This is a genomic window from Oleiphilus sp. HI0079 (genome assembly GCF_001635105.1).
In genome coordinates, this window is record NZ_LWFT01000157.1 from 1 (window position 1) to 17,095 (window position 17,095).

A 17,095-nucleotide genomic window follows, 5' to 3' on the forward strand; every position below is an offset into this window, starting at 1 on the left:
TGTGGCGTTTCTAGTTGGGTCATCTATTGCTGGCTTTCTGTTGCACGGGGCGAACTTAGAACTCGGCAGGCACTATGACACTGCGCTTATCATTGAAGCATTGCTACTTTTGCTCGCCTTGTGGTTTTTGACCTCAGGTTCGTTCTACGGGCATTTTTTTGCCTCAGCTGCATGTGGCTTACAAAACGCTCTGGCAACAACCTACAGCGGTGCGATCGTTCGTACCACGCATGTAACGGGCATTTTTACCGACCTAGGCATTATGCTTGGTGCACTTGCCCGAGGCGAATCCCTCGACAAGCGCAAAGCCAAACTCTTCTTGTTTATTATTGCTGGTTTCATACTCGGCGGCACAGCGGGCACACTGATATTCAAGCAGCTTCAGTTTATGGCGTTGTTTTTACCTGCAATGATCTGCTTCGTTATGGCACTTACCTACCATCGGTATGCTAAAACACACCATTGACAGTCGAGAACTTATCTCGCAGATTAATTCTTAATGTCGCATTAGCCACTCGTTTTAATCTGCAAGCATCATCCAATTAACTGTCCCTAAGCGACAAGCGAGCAATAAGCATGAACCGCACTGCTGTACTTCAAGCAACACGGCCACCTTTTTTAATCCTCACTCCTGCCTGTGTTTTTTTAGGTGCGAGTATCGCGTTCGCGGAACAGGCTGTTTTCTCGAATGTGGACTTTGCGCTCGTTCTTATTGGTGCAATGGCGGCACATATCAGCGTGAACACGCTCAATGAATACTTTGACTTTAAAAGCGGTTTGGATCTAAACACAAACAAAACACCTTTTAGCGGCGGAAGTGGTGCGTTGCCAGACTATCCTGAAGCAGCGGGTTTCGTTCTCATCACAGGGCTCATGACTCTCACTCTGACGAGCGTTATCGGCGGCTATTTTTTAACAAGCCATGGTCCTGAAATTCTGCCGATTGGCCTCGCAGGAATGGTGTTGGTTGCGACTTACACACAATGGCTTAATCGTCTGCCGTTACTCTGCCTTATCGCTCCAGGACTTGGCTTTGGAGTACTCATGGTAGTTGGCACGAATACCGTTCTGAATGGCTCAAATCAGACGCTAACATGGCTATTGTCGTTGGTTCCTTTTTGTCTGGTAAACAACATACTGCTGCTGAACCAATACCCCGACTTACAAGCTGACCAAGCATCTGGGAGAAAAACCTTCCCGATAGTGTTTGGACTAAAAAGCAGTAATGTGGTTTATGCGCTATTCACCTTAGTGGCGTACTCTTTGATCGCTTTATGCGTTGCCATCGGATACCTGCCAACTCTAGGTTTAATGGCGCTACTACCGTTATGTCTCTCTTTGTTCGCTTTGCACGGCGCAGTAAGGCACACAGCGAAAATTGGCGAGCACCCAAAGTATTTGGCGGCCAACGTCGCGGCGGGCATTCTCACACCAATTCTCATCGGGGGGTCTCTACTTGCTCGATAACGTTAAAAAAGGCATCTCATGAGCGCGCTCTTGGCAGGCTTTTCTCTCGGCTTTTCTCTCATTCTCGCAATAGGAGCTCAAAATGCTTTTGTCTTGAAACAAGGTTTGAAACAAGAGCATGTATTTCTTACTAGCTTGATTTGCGCGGTCTCAGATGCGCTTTTGATCACTGCCGGCGTGCTGGGGTTTGGCGCCATTGTTCAGGCATATCCTGAGATTGAGCTTGTCGCGCGCTTCGGCGGAGCGGCTTTTTTAATCTTATATGGCCTTAAGAGTTTCTATTCGGCTTGGCAAGCAGAGCACGCTCTGGTTGCAGAAGGAGCGTCTACATCACACGCGTATAAGATCGCCCTAACCTGTCTTGCGTTTACCTGGCTAAACCCACACGTTTATCTGGATACTGTTTTTCTCCTTGGCGCGATTTCTGTTCAATATGGAGAGCAGCAACATCTTTTTGGTATCGGCGCGGTGTGTGCATCCTTCGCATTTTTCTTTTCACTCGGCTACGGTGCCCGCATACTGCGTCCTATATTTGAAAAACCAAGTGCATGGCGCATGCTCGACTTCATTATCGGTATCGTCATGATCGCGTTGGCCGTCAACTTACTGCTTTAGGTGCTTATGAAGTTATCGTCTTTGCGAACCAGTGAGAAATCTGCGGCCTTCCACTACAGCCACCCGACTCACCTCGAAACCCTAGTAAAGTTTGCAGCACTGTTTGGTATCGTCGTCGCCTACTTTGGATTTATGGCCTACAAATATGATGCGGCAACCGGGTTTGGCTTGGCCGTTCTATCTTGGAGCTTTTTCGTTTTATGTACACCCATCGCGGATGGCGGTTTTCTTCTGGCATTTCCTGTGCGTTTGCTGTTCGGTATTAAAATGGCGATCACGCAATTGGTCGTTTGGTTTATAGCGATTGCGATCAACGTTTATATGCTTTCCGCACACGCAGATACTTACGAACTATCGATCATTACGAAAGTCTTGCACCAGATCCTCGTTGAGCCTTGGCCTTATTGGAGCATTCTCATTATTAGCGCATTGGGTACGTTTTTATCCATTTACTTTGGCGATGAAATGATGGATGTTACTCACCACCATAATCGCGAAAAACACCACAAGAACGGCTTCAAGTATCGAGTACTGGCGACTGTCGGTTTAGGCTTGCTAACGATCGCGGCGTACTATGAATTACTAAGCTCTCTCAATATCAATATTGGCGACTAAAGAGGACGCCTCTTCATGTATGAAGATCCGCAAGATTCAAAACAAAAAGTAGAAATAAAACGCTTAGGGCGATCGGGCTACTTGCATACGGTCATTCCGATTTTCGATAGTTCTGGCAAGGTGATTCAACGGATTGTAAAACCGTTAATGGTAGAGCTCACTCTTCGGGACATTATTCAGATCGTTGTCGGCGCAACGCTGTTGGCGATTCCCATGGCGTTTACGGAAGAAACGTGGCAGCTCGGAAGCACCCTTCCAAATTTAAATGTGGCCATACTCTCGCTCGTTTCACTTAGTTTTATTGCGCTGTTTGTGTATGTGCATTTTTACCGTTTCTACTTAAAAGGCTTCGTACTTGAATACTTCAAGCGCGTGTTTGCGATTTACGTTATCTCATTGGTTGTGGTTGGCTTGTTGATGACACTGATTCAACAATGCCCTTGGGGTGTTGATAACGTCCTCGCAATCAAGCGCATCATCATTGTTGCGTTTCCCGCCTCGATGAGTGCGGTCGCAACAGACGCATTAAAATAAGTGACGCTTCCCATGCTTACACACTACAACTGTGCTTTTGGCGATTTTGAGCTTTCGCGTTTTCCCTTGTTTGCATCAAGCAAGGCGCAGCAAAATCTTCAAGCATGGGAAAGCTCAGACACACTTTTGTTAGAGGATGTGGCTAAGCGGCAGCTGTCATCCAATGCCCGCATACTTATCTTAAATGATAGTTTCGGTGCTTTGAGCTGCGCGCTTGCCAAGCACAAACCCGTAGTCCAGTCCGATTCATTTTTATCGCTGACCGCAATCTCCAACAACATAAACGAAAACAAATGCGAGATGCCGGAGGCCATTCTACCTAGCACACAGAATCCACAGGGCATCTTTGATCTCGTACTGATCAAAGTACCTAAGTCGCTCGCTATGCTCGAGGATCAGCTTTATCGCTTGCGTGCCAACATAAACCAAAACACAACGGTGATTGCCTCGTGCATGGTGAAGTCGCTCAGCAAAAATACGCGTGTGCTTTTTGAGAATATTATTGGCCCAAGCAGCCAGTCTCTTGCCGCGAAAAAAGCAAGGCTCATTCATTGCTCGCCAGATCCGACTACTTGGCAGGGTAGCACTAAGTTTCCGCGATCATTTACGGCCTATGGCATGGCGCTAAGTTGCCACGCCAATGTGTTTGCGGAAGGCAGAGTTGATCCGGGCACGCACGTTTTTCTAGCGAATCTAGAATTATTGCCCAAGGCCGAGAGCCTCATAGATTTGGCATGCGGCAATGGCATTATGGGTATCAATAGCGCGCTAGCTTGCGATGCAAAGCAGGCTTTTTTCTGCGATGAATCGTTTATGGCGATCGACAGCACGACGCACAATACGCAGCAATACTTGTCCGATATCGCCTGTACTCTTGAAGCTGGAAACGGCATTCCTGATACCTTCCCAAACGTTGATCTGATCGTTTGCAACCCACCGTTCCATCAGCAACAAACAATGGGAACCGATATTGCGCTGGCCATGTTCCAAGACGCCTACGCGCACTTAAAAACGAACGGTCAGCTATGGGTCATTGCCAATCGTCATTTAGCCTACCACGGACCATTAAAACGACTATTCGGGAACTGCGAGAACATGGCTCAGCACAGCAAATATGTACTGCTTCGCTGCAGCAAACAGTAAGCGCCTGTTATGAAAAACGTTTCGCTCGCGATGAGCGCTAAAGACTGGTCAATACTAATTGGGCTTTCAATTCTCTGGGGTGGCTCTTTCTTTTTCAATGAGATCACGCTAACCGGGTTCTCTCCCCTCACCGTCGTTTGGCTACGCGTTACCATTGCCGCGGCCTGCTTGTGGTTTTTGGTGTTCGCCAAAAATATAACGATCCCTAAAACCGGCACATTTTGGTGGTCGATCATCCTAATGGGACTGATTAACAACGCCATGCCTTTTTCGCTGATTGTTTGGGGACAGCAAGAAATTGGCTCTGGGCTCGCTTCGATTCTCAACGCCACGACACCATTGTTCACCGTATTGGTTGCCGGAGCACTTTTAAGTGACGAGCGTATCGCACCGCTAAAAATCCTTGGTGTACTGATCGGACTCGGCGGCGTAGCCGCCATGATTGGGCCACAATACCTAAGCGGTCTAGGTGAGAGCGTGTCCGCGCAGCTCTCGATACTGGGTGCCGCACTCTGCTATGCCTTTGCCGGAGTGTTTGGCCGCCGTTTTCGTGAAATGCAGGTTTCTCCCGTGATGACCGCTACACTGCAAGTCAGCATGGCAAGTCTCTGGTTGTTGCCGGTATGTATTTTCGGAGGCCATGTCCAAGAGCTATCTACCGCCAATAGTTCCGCATGGTTAGCTGTCGCGGCACTCGGCACTTTCTGCACGGCATTGGCCTACATTGGTTATTTTTCTCTGCTTTCCAGCTCAGGCGCGACCAACCTGTCTTTAGTAACCTTTTTAGTACCGATATCAGCAATTTTATTAGGCTGGTTGTTTCTGGGTGAGCAGCTCAAACCCATTCACTATTTTGGTATGGCGTGTATCTTTACCGGCCTTGCTGCGATTGATGGTCGTCCCTTTAAAAAGTTGCGGCAACGGAAGGAGAAAGTGCTGTGACGTTGGCGTCCTCGTTTGCGTTGATCATCGCAATGTTCGTTCTCGCATTGACACCGGGCCCTGGTGTCTTTATCTCAATCTCCGCAGGCCTTCAAGAAACACCGAAGCGTATCGCCGCGATGATTAGCGGCATCATCACGGGCGACATTCTTTTTCTGATGCTCAGCATCTATGGATTAAGCTGGGTGGCCACGCACCTTCAAGGTGCATTTTTGTTTCTTCAATACGGCGGCGCCGCTTATTTGTGCTACATGGGCTTCATAATGCTCAAACACAGCAACGAAACGAGCATTGATCTGGCGCAAAACGGCAATCAAGCAAGCGCAACTGGCCGGCGTCAGCTTGGTTACATGGTGGGTCTTGTCGTCACGCTCGCCAACCCCAAAGTCATCTTCTTTTACGTGAGCTTTTTACCAAATTTCATGGACTTACAAAGCCTTACCGCGCTTGATATATTCATCGTGATCTTTATCATCGCCGCGGTACTCGCGACGAGCATGGGCTTTTATGCATGGCTCGCTTATAGCGCCCGACATGCCGTCGTATCGGAAGCGGCACAAAAAACATTGAATACAACATCTGGTGCCTTGATCCTCGTAACTGGCGTGATCTTCGCATTAAAAACGGGCTAAGCACTCTTTACCCTAACGGACTCATTATCTAATGGAACTCGAACTTATCGCCCTGTTGGGCATGGGCTTTACCTTTGGTTTACTTCACGCGCTCGACGCCGACCATGTGATGGCCGTCAGCACGATGTCGAGCAGTCGCAACGGCTTTCAATCCCGAGCTAGACAAACACTCGCATTCTGCTCTCGATGGGCCTTAGGGCATGGCGGAGTTCTATGTGCATTGGCGGCGGCACTACTCTCTTTTAATCTGCAATTTCCAGAATGGTTGCACGCCAGCGCTGAAAAGTTGGTAGGCATCATTCTCATCGCGCTTGGGGTCTGGATTCTATGGTCATTTCGGCAGAACAAAGTTCGACTGCGTATTCACTCGCATGGCGAACACGTTCATGCGCACCTTGCAGATGCGTCACATTCAGCAAAAACTGTGAACGATCATGGCCCCGTATTGGTCGGCATAACACATGGCCTGGCAGGGAGTGCGCCCGTTCTGGCTTTATTGCCCACACTTGAAGTCGCCAACGGAACATGGGGATTTCTTTATGTGCTGCTGTTCTCGCTCGGTGTGCTTTGTATGATGATGCTTTTTGGCCTTGGTTTTGGTTACGCTCAAGCGCGGCTGATTCAGTTTAGTACCAAAGTTTTTGAGTGGTCTCGACTGCTTATTGCAAGCATTTCGATTGGTTTCGGGACGTATTGGCTAGCCGGCTAGTTAAGGAAAGCGATCTCGCCACAGGTGCTGGTCAACATTCGACATCAAAACCGTCTTGTCGCGAAACGCTTCTCAGATTCACTATTTTAAGGCTTCTCCCCGTTCCATTTTCTTTGTAACACCGGGACCGGCTTCCGGCTCTAGGTCTCGGGCTTGGATCTCTTCGCCGCAACAATCGCAGGTATACCGTGGCTTGGTGTAATTTCCGCATGATTTATGGGTATAGACCACCGGCGCGCCATCTTCATCTGCAACCCATTTATCGCCCCACTGAACAACACTCATCAGCACAGGATAGAGATCTAACCCTTTCTCAGTAAGGCGATACTCAAAACGTTTGCCCGATGCATCATAAGGCCGTTTAACCAGAATACCTTCTTCGACTAATCGCGTTAGACGATCTGAGAGCCGATGCTTGGTAATACCCAGGGACTTCTGAAAATCTGAAAAGCGCCGAACCCGGCGGAAGCAATCGCGAATGATAAGTAAGGTCCAGCGATCGCCGAATATCGCTAAGCCACGAGCCATAGAACATATTTGTGAGTCGACATCTTCCCAACGCATTGCTTTCCCTTAGTTTCTGTTCTCGATTTATTGTTACGCATCAAACACCTTTTACGAAGCCGTTCTAGCATCTATTTCTAAATTATAGGTTGATAAGTTCCATTTTAGAACCTATATTATCGATTAGGTTCCAAAAAGGAACCTATATGGAAGAAATTTGAGTAACCTATCGTATGAATAGAGGTAAATATTATGATCTTACTAAGCTCAATTTGGACACTTTTCAGCACAAACTTTTATCTAAGCCAGAAAGATCTAGCGCTTGAGGCCGGCGACCTAGACTAAACAATGCTGCCGTTAAACCGATCCCTTAGTGCTTTTACGTGTGGTTTTAAAAAACCACTAAACAACCAATCAATTAATCAAGCATTGATCGACCTAGGTGCGCATTAGCCTTTACAGCATCAACGTGATGGCCCGCGCCAATCTAGGTCGTTTTTTATAGCCTTCTTACTCCTCAGTCCTAAACCTGCCACTCCTGAGCAAAAAAAGCGTGTGCACGCCCTAGCCCGCGAATCGGTCCACCCTCACTGGCGAAATATTGATGGGCAACAATATCAGGTCATGTCCGTTAGTGATCTCAGCAATGACACTTTCGGTTTACAGAGTGTGTGATTGCGTCATAATCAAGCCAATTTCGTGTTCTTATTCAGAGGCCTTTGATTGTGCAGATTGAAGATCGACTAAACATTGAGTACCCGCTTATTCAAGCGCCGATGGCAGGCGTGCAGAATTGGGAATTAGCCGTTGCGGTATCTGAAGCCGGCGGGCTCGGTTCAATTCCATGCGGAATGCTCAACCCAGATCAAGTTGAACAAGAGCTCAATTACTTTAAGCAGCATTCCAACAAGCCCTACAACCTAAACTTCTTTTGTCACACCATGCCTCCGGTTGACGAACAAAAAGAAGCACGCTGGTTGCACCATCTATCCACCTATTATGCAGAGGTCGGCCTTGCAGTTTCTGCCCCGCCAAGTGCATTGCGCATGCCCTTTAATGATGAGATGGCAGACAGAATAGAGCCGTTCAAACCGCCCGTGATCAGCTTTCACTTTGGGCTTCCCGCAAGACACCTTGTTGAAAGAGTAAAATCCTGGGGGACGATCATACTTTCGTCCGCCACGACGCTCGAGGAGGCGACTTGGCTTGAAGCGCATGGTGTTGATGTGCTCATCGCTCAAGGCATCGAAGCCGGTGGTCACCGAGGCATGTTCAGCGACACACAGTTAGATGCCCAGTTACCAACAAAACGCCTGGTTAAAGCGATAGCTGCAGCGCTATCAACACCGGTTATCGCAGCCGGAGGCATTGCCAGCAAACAGGATATTCAAGACGCTTTAAATTGGGGCGCTGCTGGCGTGCAGCTGGGAACCGCGTTTCTTCTATGCAATGAAGCAAACACTAGCGCAGCCTATCGAAGCGCTCTACGTGATCAAAAGGCTGAGACCCACTTAACCAATGTCTTTTCAGGCAGGCCAGCGCGGGGGATTGAAAATCGTTTAATGAAAGAGCTTGGGTTTATCTCTGATAAAGCGCCTGACTTTCCCTATGCGGCAACGGCCGTTGCGCCACTTCGGGCATACTCAGAGCAAAACCAACTGGGCGATTTTTTACCGATGTGGTCAGGGACAAATCGCAGTGGATGTCATGAAGGTCCGGCCGCTGAGCTTGTGCATTCACTATCCGACGAGCCGCTGTCTTAACAACGCTAGTCTTTCAGGTCATCCAGTAGGGCAGATAAAGTTTGACGACCCTTTTGCTTGGCGCGCTCTTTATCTTGTTCCTCTCCACCTTCGTACTCCACATCGTCTTCAGGAAGCTCATCTAAAAACCGACTGGGGATCGTTTCGATTTTTTCGCCAAATTGTTTACGCGTTGCAGCATACGTTAAAGCCAACGTCTGTTTCGCCCGCGTAATACCGACATACATTAAGCGACGCTCTTCTTCGATGTTGTCTTCTTCGATGCTGTTTCTATGCGGTAGGATTTCTTCTTCGAGGCCCATGATAAACACATGCGGAAACTCCAGCCCTTTTGACGCGTGCAAGGTCAACAGGTGCACCTTATCGCTATCATCTTCCTCTTCCTGCTGCTCTAACATATCGCGAAGAACGAGTTTAGAGATGGCTTCATCTATGCCTATCTCGTCAGCCGTCCCCTTGTCCGCGTCGAGCATGGCTTTCATGGAATCGACCAAATACCAGACGTTTTCCATTCTTCGTTCTGCTGCCTTCGGCGTACTGGCGTTCTGGTAGAGCCATTGGTCGTATTCGATGTCGGTAAATAATTGCTTAATAACGGGTATCGGATCTTCTTCATAACAGCGCCGCGTCGTATTCTCCAGCCAAGTACAAAAACGCCGTACTTTCTCCAAAGGCCTTTCCTTCAGAACCTGCTCCAATCCTATTTCAGAACAAGCTTGGAACAAACTAATGTTTCGCTCGGTAGAATAATTCCCCAGCTTCTCGAGGGTGCTTGGGCCAATTTCTCTGCGCGGAACATTCACCACGCGCAAGAACGCTGCATCATCATCCGGGTTTACCAGCAGTCGCAAGTAAGCCATTGCATCTTTAATTTCATTCTTTGCAAAAAATGAGGTGCCGCCAGACAGGCGATAAGGTACCTGAAAGGCCTGCAGTTTTATTTCAAGCAGACGGCTTTGATGATTGCCCCGATAAAGCACTGCAAAGTCTTTAAACGAAACACTGCGCTTCAGTTTTTGATCAAGTATCTCCGCCGCTACCTGCTCGGCCTCGGCATCTTCGTTACGACAACGGATGATACGAATGCGATCACCGGCGCCCATATCGCTCCACAAGCGTTTTTCAAACACGTGCGGGTTGTTGGCGATAACGACATTCGCTGAATTTAGAATAAGGCTTGTTGAACGGTAATTTTGTTCCAGCTTAACGAGCTTTAGCGTTGGAAAGTCTTCTTCGAGTTTGGCTAGGTTCTCGGGACGCGCACCTCGCCACGCATAAATTGACTGGTCGTCATCGCCTACCACAGTCAGCGCTTGCCGCTCCTCAACCAGCAGTTTTACCATTTCGTACTGGGCGATATTCGTGTCCTGATACTCATCGACTAACAGGTATTGAATCTTCTGACGCCATTTTCGCAAGACTTCATGGTCGTCCTGAAACAAGGTCACCGGGAGCAAAATCAGATCATCAAAATCAAGTGCGTTGTAAGCTTTAAGATAGCGGTTATAGAGCACATACACTTGTGCAATTTGCAGATCTTCAGGTGTTTTTGCTGCACTCAAGGCTGCCTGAGGAGTCAGCATTGCGTTTTTCCAACTCGAGATTTGCATTTGCGCAGCATTCAGGATATCGCTGTTCTCCTCTCCTTCTTTGATCATCAAATCACGAAGCAAGGCTTTGGCGTCTTCAGAATCAAAAATGGAGAATCCGGGCTTGTAACCCAGTTTTTTATGCTCGGTGCGAATGATGTTTAAGCCAAGATTGTGGAACGTACTTACGGTTAAGCCGCGAGCATCTGGCCCGCTGATCAGCTTGCCAACACGCTCTTTCATCTCACGAGCTGCTTTATTGGTGAACGTCACGGCAGCAATATTTCGCCCTTTCAAACCGCATTCGTTCACCAGGTAGGCAATTTTGCGCGTAATCACACTCGTTTTACCACTACCCGCGCCAGCCAACACCAGCAAAGGCCCGGCAACATAACGGACAGCTTCTCGTTGTTTCGGGTTGAGCGTTGTACCCACAGTGGCCTCTATCAGATGTGCGTTTTGCGGCAGGGGCGCTAGTTTACCCGAGTTGCCACTGACTAAAAAAGGATTCTTTATTTCATTTAGCAGGGTTTAAAAATCTCTTCTCGCTCCCATAAATGAAGACTTCAAAAAAGAATTACGGAAGCATTGAATGTCATCCATTGCCCAGCTAATTGCAGACGAATTAGCCATTCGAACGGAACAAGTAGAAGCGACCATACAGCTTATCAATGAGGGTGCGACCATCCCATTTATCGCACGCTATCGCAAAGAAAAAACCGGCGCTCTTGATGATACGCAGTTACGGAAATTGGACGAACGGCTCACTTATTTATCAGAGCTGCACGATCGACGCGATGTCATTCTCAAAAGCATTGCCGAGCAAGACAAGCTGAGCCCAGAGCTTGAGAAAACTATTCGAGCCTGTACTAGCAAGCAAAGTCTCGAAGACCTTTACCTACCCTACAAGCCAAAACGCCGCACCAAAGGCCAAATCGCGATCGAAGCGGGCATTGAGCCTTTAGCGACCCTGCTTTTCAATGACCCGACCAAAACACCCGAAACAGAAGCGCAACACTTTATTAATAGCGACGCGGGTTTTGCAGATACCAAAGCCGTTTTAGACGGTGCCAAGTACATACTGATCGAACGCTTTAGCGAAGATGCGGCGTTACTCGCAAAATTACGACATGAAATGTGGTCTTTCGGCGTTTTGATAAGCACTGCGGCCGATACTGCGCATAAAGACGCGCAAAAGTTTCAGGATTACTTCGAATACAGCGAAGCGATTAAGAAAATTCCTTCTCACCGTGCTCTCGCACTCTTTAGAGGGCGTAAAGAAGGAGTGTTGTCCTTGAGCTTGGAACATGTCGACACAGATAAGACATCAAGACTCGCTGTATCGCCCTGCGAGTCTATCATCGCCAATCAGGTTGGCGTACAGGATCAAAATCGAGCGGCCGATGCCTGGTTAAAAGAAGTCATCCGTTGGACGTGGCGGGTTAAACTCGGCATGAGCATCGAAACCGAGCTACTTGGCCAGTTACGCGAACAGGCTGAAGAGGTGGCGATCAAGGTGTTTGCAGAGAATATGAAAGACCTGCTCCTAGCTGCGCCGGCCGGTCCAAAGGCAACCATCGGGCTGGACCCTGGCTTGCGCACTGGCGTGAAAGTGGCCGTCGTCGACGCGACTGGAAAGCTACTCGACCATGCAACGATTTACCCTCATGCGCCAAAAAATCAGTGGGATATGTCGATTGAAGTTATCGCAAAACTTGCCCGTAAGCATCATGCTGAACTGTTGAGCATTGGCAATGGCACAGCCTCCCGCGAGACCGAAAAACTCTGCGCTGACTTATGTAAGCGCTACCCTGAACTCCCGCTATCTCGAATTGTGGTGAGCGAAGCCGGTGCTTCGATTTATTCTGCCTCAGAGACCGCCGCCAACGAATTCCCCGATCTCGATGTGAGTATTCGGGGCGCGGTGTCTATTGCGCGACGCTTGCAGGACCCTCTAGCAGAATTGGTAAAGATCGAGCCGAAAGCCATTGGCGTTGGCCAATATCAACACGATGTTAGCCAATTTAGACTCGGTAAAAGTCTCGATGCCGTGATTGAAGACTGTGTAAATGCCGTTGGTGTCGATCTCAATACGGCATCAGCGCCATTACTTGCACGCGTATCCGGTGTGGCCGCAAACACAGCAAGCAATATCGTTGCATTTCGCGATGCCAACGGCGCATTCAAATCCAGAAAAGAGCTCAAAAATGTACCAAGGCTTGGCGACAAGGCTTTTGAGCAATGCGCCGGTTTCTTGCGTGTAAACGGTGGCGCAGACCCTCTGGATGCATCCGCTGTTCATCCTGAGTCTTATGGCTTGGTTGAACGCATCGCAAAATCACAAAGCGCCTCCGTCTCCGATTTAATCGGGCAAGCCAACAACCTCAAGCAAGTGCGCGTCGAGGATTTTGTCGATACGCGTTTTGGTCACCATACCGTAGAAGATGTACTAAACGAGCTGGCAAAGCCCGGTCGTGACCCGCGTCCGGAGTTTAAATTTGCCAGTTTCAAGGATGGGGTTGAAGAAATCAGCGACCTTGAAGAAGGCATGATTCTGGAAGGAAGCATTACCAACGTCACGCACTTTGGAGCCTTTGTTGATATTGGCGTGCATCAGGATGGACTTGTGCATATATCCTGTTTGGCCGATAAGTTCGTCAAAGATCCGCGTGAAGTTGTCAAAACAGGAGACATCGTCAAGGTAAAAGTGCTTGAAGCGGATGTAAAGCGAAAGCGTATTGCATTAACGATGCGCCTGAGTGATTCGGTCTCAGAACAGGCAAAACAAGACAGACAGGATAGAGGCGGGATTAAAACGGATAGAGCCAATAAATTGCCAAAACAAAAAGGCGCTAAGCAGGCTCCGGTCAACAATGCTTTTGCCTCTGCATTTGCCAAAGCAAAAAAGAAATAGCCCTGTTCGCCCCGATTGATTCATCGTAGTATGTTTACGCGCTGGAAGTGCTTTAAAAGGACAAGAAAATGACAATATCAACTTCGTCGCATGGTCATGGATATCAGGCACTCCTTAGCTATCTAAACGACTCAAACACGAGACTCATTTCGAGAGGACTCGAAAAAGAGGGCCTGCGTGTCACGCCCGACTTTTCGATCACCCAATCAGACCACCCTGACGCGCTGGGCCACCCTCTTACACATAGCTCAATCACTACGGATTACTCGGAAGCCTTACTTGAGCTCATCACCTCCGTGCAAACAACGCGTCAGGGCTTGATTTCAGAGCTTGAGGCAACCCACAAGTTTGTACTTAACAACATCGGCGATGAAAGCCTTTGGGCGGGCAGCATGCCTTGCCGACTCGATGGCAATGACAGCATTCGTATCGCCGAATATGGCGATTCCAACATTGGCCAACTGAAGCATGTTTATCGCAAAGGGCTTGATGTTCGATACGGGCGTATCATGCAGAGCATCGCAGGACTACACTTCAACTTTTCATTGTCTGACGAGTTTTGGAACACGCTCAAAGATGCAGAGAAAAGTCCTGCGACGCTGCAAGAGTTTAAATCTCAGAAGTACTTTGCGTTAACACGAAACTTTCGCCGCTACAGTTGGTTATTGATGTATCTGTTTGGCGCATCGCCGGCGCTCGACCAAAGCTTTTTAGAGGGACGCAAACACGATTTAGAACGCTTTGACGAAAAAGGCACCCTTTATCGCCCATTCGCGACATCGCTGAGAATGAGCGATCTCGGCTATAGCAATAACGCGCAAAGCTCGTTGAATATATGTTTCAACACGCTTGAAAACTTTACCAATACGCTAACGAACGCAATTCATACATCTTATCCGCGATACGAGGAAATTGGATTACACGACAGCGAGGGCTACACGCAGCTGAACACAAACGTGCTTCAAATCGAGAACGAGTACTACAGCTCTATTCGACCAAAGCGAACCACCCTGTCCGGAGAGAAACCGACTGCAGCATTAAATGAACGTGGCGTGGAATATGTCGAAGTACGCTGCCTTGATCTCAATCCTTATTTACCTCTTGGTATTGATGAGACGCAAATCGCTTTCGTTGACGCCTTCCTGCTCTTCTGCCTGCTGGAAGACTCGCCGGTTCTTAGTGCCGAAGCATGCGAAGAGCTTGAGGGTAATTTCTCGTCCGTCACCACCGATGGAAGAAGACCAAACCTGACGCTCAAACGTCTTGATGAAGAGATTTCACTCACCTCTTGGGCAACGGAGATTCTTTCCCGGATCAACGACTACGCCGCTTTGCTAGATAACACCGAGAATACGACGCTCCACCAAGAGAGCATTGCACTTCAGCAAGCAAAAGTAGATGACGCTAGTCTATGCCCCTCTGCGCGGATTCTGGAAGATATGCGAACAGAACAACAAAGCTGGCTTGAGTTAGCGGGGTCTCTGTCCAATCAACACAAACATACGCTAACGGCAGCAACTGACATGGCCGCTATTCAACATGAATTTGAGAGGCTTGCCGCTCAAAGCCATGATAACGCTGAGCAAATCAAACAAGGAGATACGGTTTCTTTTGACAAGTTTCTTTCGGACTACGTCAGCTAGACCAGACTCATCCAACGCCGGTCGGCGCCAAGGTTACTGATCTTGCGCTATATGCGCTAGATCGTTTCAGCTGAAACGCCTATTCTCTATGACTCTTTGCGCCTACATTCTTTGAGACGCCCCCCTTATTTAAACATCCGCCTTATCGTATTAATTACCGTGCAACACGCTTCACAAAACGCATACGCGGTGATACGCAGCTCGCAAATATTAAGTACCGAAATTCGCTTCCGTCACGTTTCTAACAAAACTGTCACTATGCCCAATTTGCAGATACTGAAACCTATGCTAATTTTGTAAGTGTATGTAACGAACTGTTTCGTCAAAATTACAAGCTCATACATAAAGAAACATATTTGACATGCAGAGTAGTGTTCATTGCACTAACGTAAAGATATGTAATTCGTAAATGTGTACTGAGGGCAAGGATGCACTCACGCGCAACTCTTCGGAGTAGCGCTAATCAAAAAAACAGAAGCAAACCACATTTTACGAACTACACTACCGAAAACTAGTGTTGACTAAGAAGCGCGCCGAACCGCTGGAAGTCGAACGAAAACAGGGTGAATGAAGCTCTGTGTCGCTCAAAGTGCGAAGGCAGCCTATTGAAAGTGGAGTGGCCCATGGCCGAAGACATTTCTTTAAGCTGGAATATTGATTCTCTAAACAAAGCTTACAAGCAAGGCTACATGGCGGGCGTTATGGGCTCTGACCGTAACAGGCGACCTGCAATGAGCGAAGTGGTGCTTGCCGCTTGGGAAGCAGGCTGGGAAGACGGCAACGACGTAGCGCTAGAAGACGCGCCGAGTTCTGCCCGCATTGCCTCTTAAACAGACTGTTAATCAGCGCTTTGCAAAGTACTTGTTAAAGAAAGCGGCTCGATACCTCCTGAACCGCTGACACTAAGATCTCTCAAATCTGAACAACAAAGCTGGTAAACAGCAAATCTTCCACTCCCGTTTTACCAATCTCTTCTGCCAATGCCTCTTTCACTCTACTTAAAGCAGCAACACGAATCGTCTCTTGTGCCGCAGGCGCACTCATTTGCTCTTTTGTTTGTGCTGAAAGCAACATGACGATTTGATGACGCACCAACGCTTCATTTTGCTTCACTTTCTCTAAAAGCTCTTCATTTTCAACTTTCAATGACACTTCCGCTTTAACGTAAGAAAGCTTTTTTTCAGACAAACCAAAATTACTGACAAATGCAGGAGAGATGTTGTGGTAAATCGATCTTTTACTTGGCGTCTCGCCATCTTCCGCAACAGCCCAAGAGGTGACGAACATGCTGAGGATAAAAGCCAGAGCAAACTTCATACATACGTTCCTTAAAGAGTTTGTTTATCTTAAAGAGTTTATTTGTCGGCACAAAGTATAAGTTGAGCCGAGCAAGAGTGCTTGTTATGAACGGTGACTATTTGTAGCCCATGGTCGCAGTTCACAAAAATTAAGAAGACTTAACTCGCCAAATCAACGGCCAGATCGCGACAATGGCATCATACTCCGTTGAAAAACATAAGAGATCCACGTTAAGTGAAACTTCCAAATTCCTTGATTGCGGCGGCTATAGCAATTATCGGCACAGGCCTCGTGCTGATTGCCAGCTACGTTGAGCCATTTGCCAGCATGAACCCGTGTCCAATGTGTATGATGCAACGAGCAATCTACCTGACAACGGCAGGCTTCGCGATCCTTACCCTGGTAAGCCTTAGGCATCGCTTATTCGCTACGATTTTTAGCATTCTAGGTTTGCTCAGTGCCGCAACCGGCGTTGCCGTCGCAGCGCGACAAGTCTGGCTGCAACACTTGCCCAAAGATGAAGTTCCTGCATGCGGCCCGCCACTGGAGTACATGATTGATGTTTTCCCCATCATGGAAGTGCTTCAAAGCATGTTAATGGGCACTGGTGATTGCGCGGAAGTCCAGTGGCAATGGCTCGGGTTATCAATACCTGCTTGGAGCATTATTGCGTTTACAGGCTTAGCTATTGCGCACCTGATGATTATCGTTAGGAATAAATAGAAA

17 protein-coding genes are annotated in these 17,095 nt (G+C 48.1%); 14 read left to right on the forward strand and 3 right to left on the reverse strand.

From position 1 onward, the window contains the following. From A3750_RS02325 to A3750_RS02365, 9 genes are all read left to right on the forward strand, one after another. The coding region (locus tag A3750_RS02325; RefSeq protein WP_068547992.1) for a YoaK family protein at nt 1-466 on the forward strand (466 nt) is incomplete at its 5' end. Between the two features lie 110 nt (nt 467-576). Beyond that, nucleotides 577-1,467, forward strand: coding sequence for a prenyltransferase (locus A3750_RS02330; RefSeq protein ID WP_068547993.1), 891 nt, complete (start codon nt 577-579; stop codon nt 1,465-1,467). Nucleotides 1,468-1,485: 18 nt separating this feature from the next. Continuing rightward, nucleotides 1,486-2,082: a LysE/ArgO family amino acid transporter gene (locus A3750_RS02335; protein WP_068464069.1), complete on the forward strand. Its 597-nt coding sequence runs from the start codon at nt 1,486-1,488 to the stop codon at nt 2,080-2,082. Nucleotides 2,083-2,088: 6 nt separating this feature from the next. Further along, nucleotides 2,089-2,697 carry a hypothetical protein gene (locus tag A3750_RS02340; RefSeq protein WP_068455016.1) on the forward strand — a complete coding sequence of 203 codons (609 nt, stop codon included), beginning with the start codon at nt 2,089-2,091 and terminating at the stop codon, nt 2,695-2,697. Nucleotides 2,698-2,712: 15 nt separating this feature from the next. Beyond that, nucleotides 2,713-3,231 (forward strand): DUF2391 family protein, encoded by a 519-nt coding sequence (locus A3750_RS02345; protein ID WP_082863156.1) that lies wholly within the window; start codon nt 2,713-2,715, stop codon nt 3,229-3,231. A gap of 12 nt (nt 3,232-3,243) precedes the next feature. Further along, nucleotides 3,244-4,374: a methyltransferase gene (locus A3750_RS02350; protein WP_068455014.1), complete on the forward strand. Its 1,131-nt coding sequence runs from the start codon at nt 3,244-3,246 to the stop codon at nt 4,372-4,374. Between the two features lie 9 nt (nt 4,375-4,383). Then, nucleotides 4,384-5,316, forward strand: a complete 933-nt coding sequence (locus A3750_RS02355; RefSeq protein WP_197466261.1) for a DMT family transporter — start codon at nt 4,384-4,386, stop codon at nt 5,314-5,316. Beyond that, entirely contained in the window at nt 5,313-5,948 is a 636-nt protein-coding gene (locus A3750_RS02360; protein WP_068455010.1) for a LysE family translocator, read from the forward strand. Before A3750_RS02355 ends, A3750_RS02360 begins: the two co-directional genes overlap by 4 nt. A gap of 31 nt (nt 5,949-5,979) precedes the next feature. Further along, the gene (locus A3750_RS02365) at nt 5,980-6,657 is read left to right on the forward strand and encodes a sulfite exporter TauE/SafE family protein (protein ID WP_068455007.1); all 678 of its coding nucleotides are present in this window, start codon (nt 5,980-5,982) and stop codon (nt 6,655-6,657) included. Nucleotides 6,658-6,738: 81 nt separating this feature from the next. Here the strand turns inward: A3750_RS02365 and A3750_RS02370 are convergent, their stop codons facing one another. Continuing rightward, nucleotides 6,739-7,221 (reverse strand): helix-turn-helix domain-containing protein, encoded by a 483-nt coding sequence (locus A3750_RS02370; RefSeq protein WP_068464072.1) that lies wholly within the window; start codon nt 7,219-7,221, stop codon nt 6,739-6,741. A 665-nt stretch (nt 7,222-7,886) separates the two neighbouring features. On the opposite strand from A3750_RS02370, the gene A3750_RS02375 reads away from it, so the two are divergent. Then, nucleotides 7,887-8,924, forward strand: coding sequence for a nitronate monooxygenase family protein (locus tag A3750_RS02375; RefSeq protein ID WP_068451534.1), 1,038 nt, complete (start codon nt 7,887-7,889; stop codon nt 8,922-8,924). A 5-nt stretch (nt 8,925-8,929) separates the two neighbouring features. On the opposite strand, the gene rep is transcribed toward A3750_RS02375, so the two are convergent. Then, nucleotides 8,930-10,948 (reverse strand): DNA helicase Rep, encoded by a 2,019-nt coding sequence (gene rep, locus A3750_RS02380; RefSeq protein WP_068451537.1) that lies wholly within the window; start codon nt 10,946-10,948, stop codon nt 8,930-8,932. Nucleotides 10,949-11,105: 157 nt separating this feature from the next. Here rep and A3750_RS02385 point away from each other — a divergent pair, with 157 nt between their 5' ends. The 3 genes from A3750_RS02385 to rmf all read left to right on the forward strand — a co-directional run bounded on the left by A3750_RS02385 (nt 11,106) and on the right by rmf (nt 15,900). Continuing rightward, nucleotides 11,106-13,427, forward strand: a complete 2,322-nt coding sequence (locus tag A3750_RS02385) for a Tex family protein (protein WP_068547994.1) — start codon at nt 11,106-11,108, stop codon at nt 13,425-13,427. Nucleotides 13,428-13,495: 68 nt separating this feature from the next. Next, nucleotides 13,496-15,070, forward strand: a complete 1,575-nt coding sequence (gshA, locus tag A3750_RS02390) for a glutamate--cysteine ligase (protein ID WP_082873170.1) — start codon at nt 13,496-13,498, stop codon at nt 15,068-15,070. A 623-nt stretch (nt 15,071-15,693) separates the two neighbouring features. Next, complete coding sequence (gene rmf, locus A3750_RS02395) at nt 15,694-15,900, forward strand: ribosome modulation factor (protein ID WP_068456989.1); 207 nt, start codon at nt 15,694-15,696, stop codon at nt 15,898-15,900. A gap of 82 nt (nt 15,901-15,982) precedes the next feature. On the opposite strand, the gene A3750_RS02400 is transcribed toward rmf, so the two are convergent. Beyond that, nucleotides 15,983-16,387: a flagellar basal body-associated FliL family protein gene (locus A3750_RS02400; protein ID WP_068456986.1), complete on the reverse strand. Its 405-nt coding sequence runs from the start codon at nt 16,385-16,387 to the stop codon at nt 15,983-15,985. A 216-nt stretch (nt 16,388-16,603) separates the two neighbouring features. Between A3750_RS02400 and A3750_RS02405 the strand changes: the two genes are divergently transcribed. Continuing rightward, nucleotides 16,604-17,092, forward strand: a complete 489-nt coding sequence (locus A3750_RS02405) for a disulfide bond formation protein B (protein ID WP_068547995.1) — start codon at nt 16,604-16,606, stop codon at nt 17,090-17,092. The last annotated feature ends 3 nt before the right edge of the window (nt 17,093-17,095 follow it).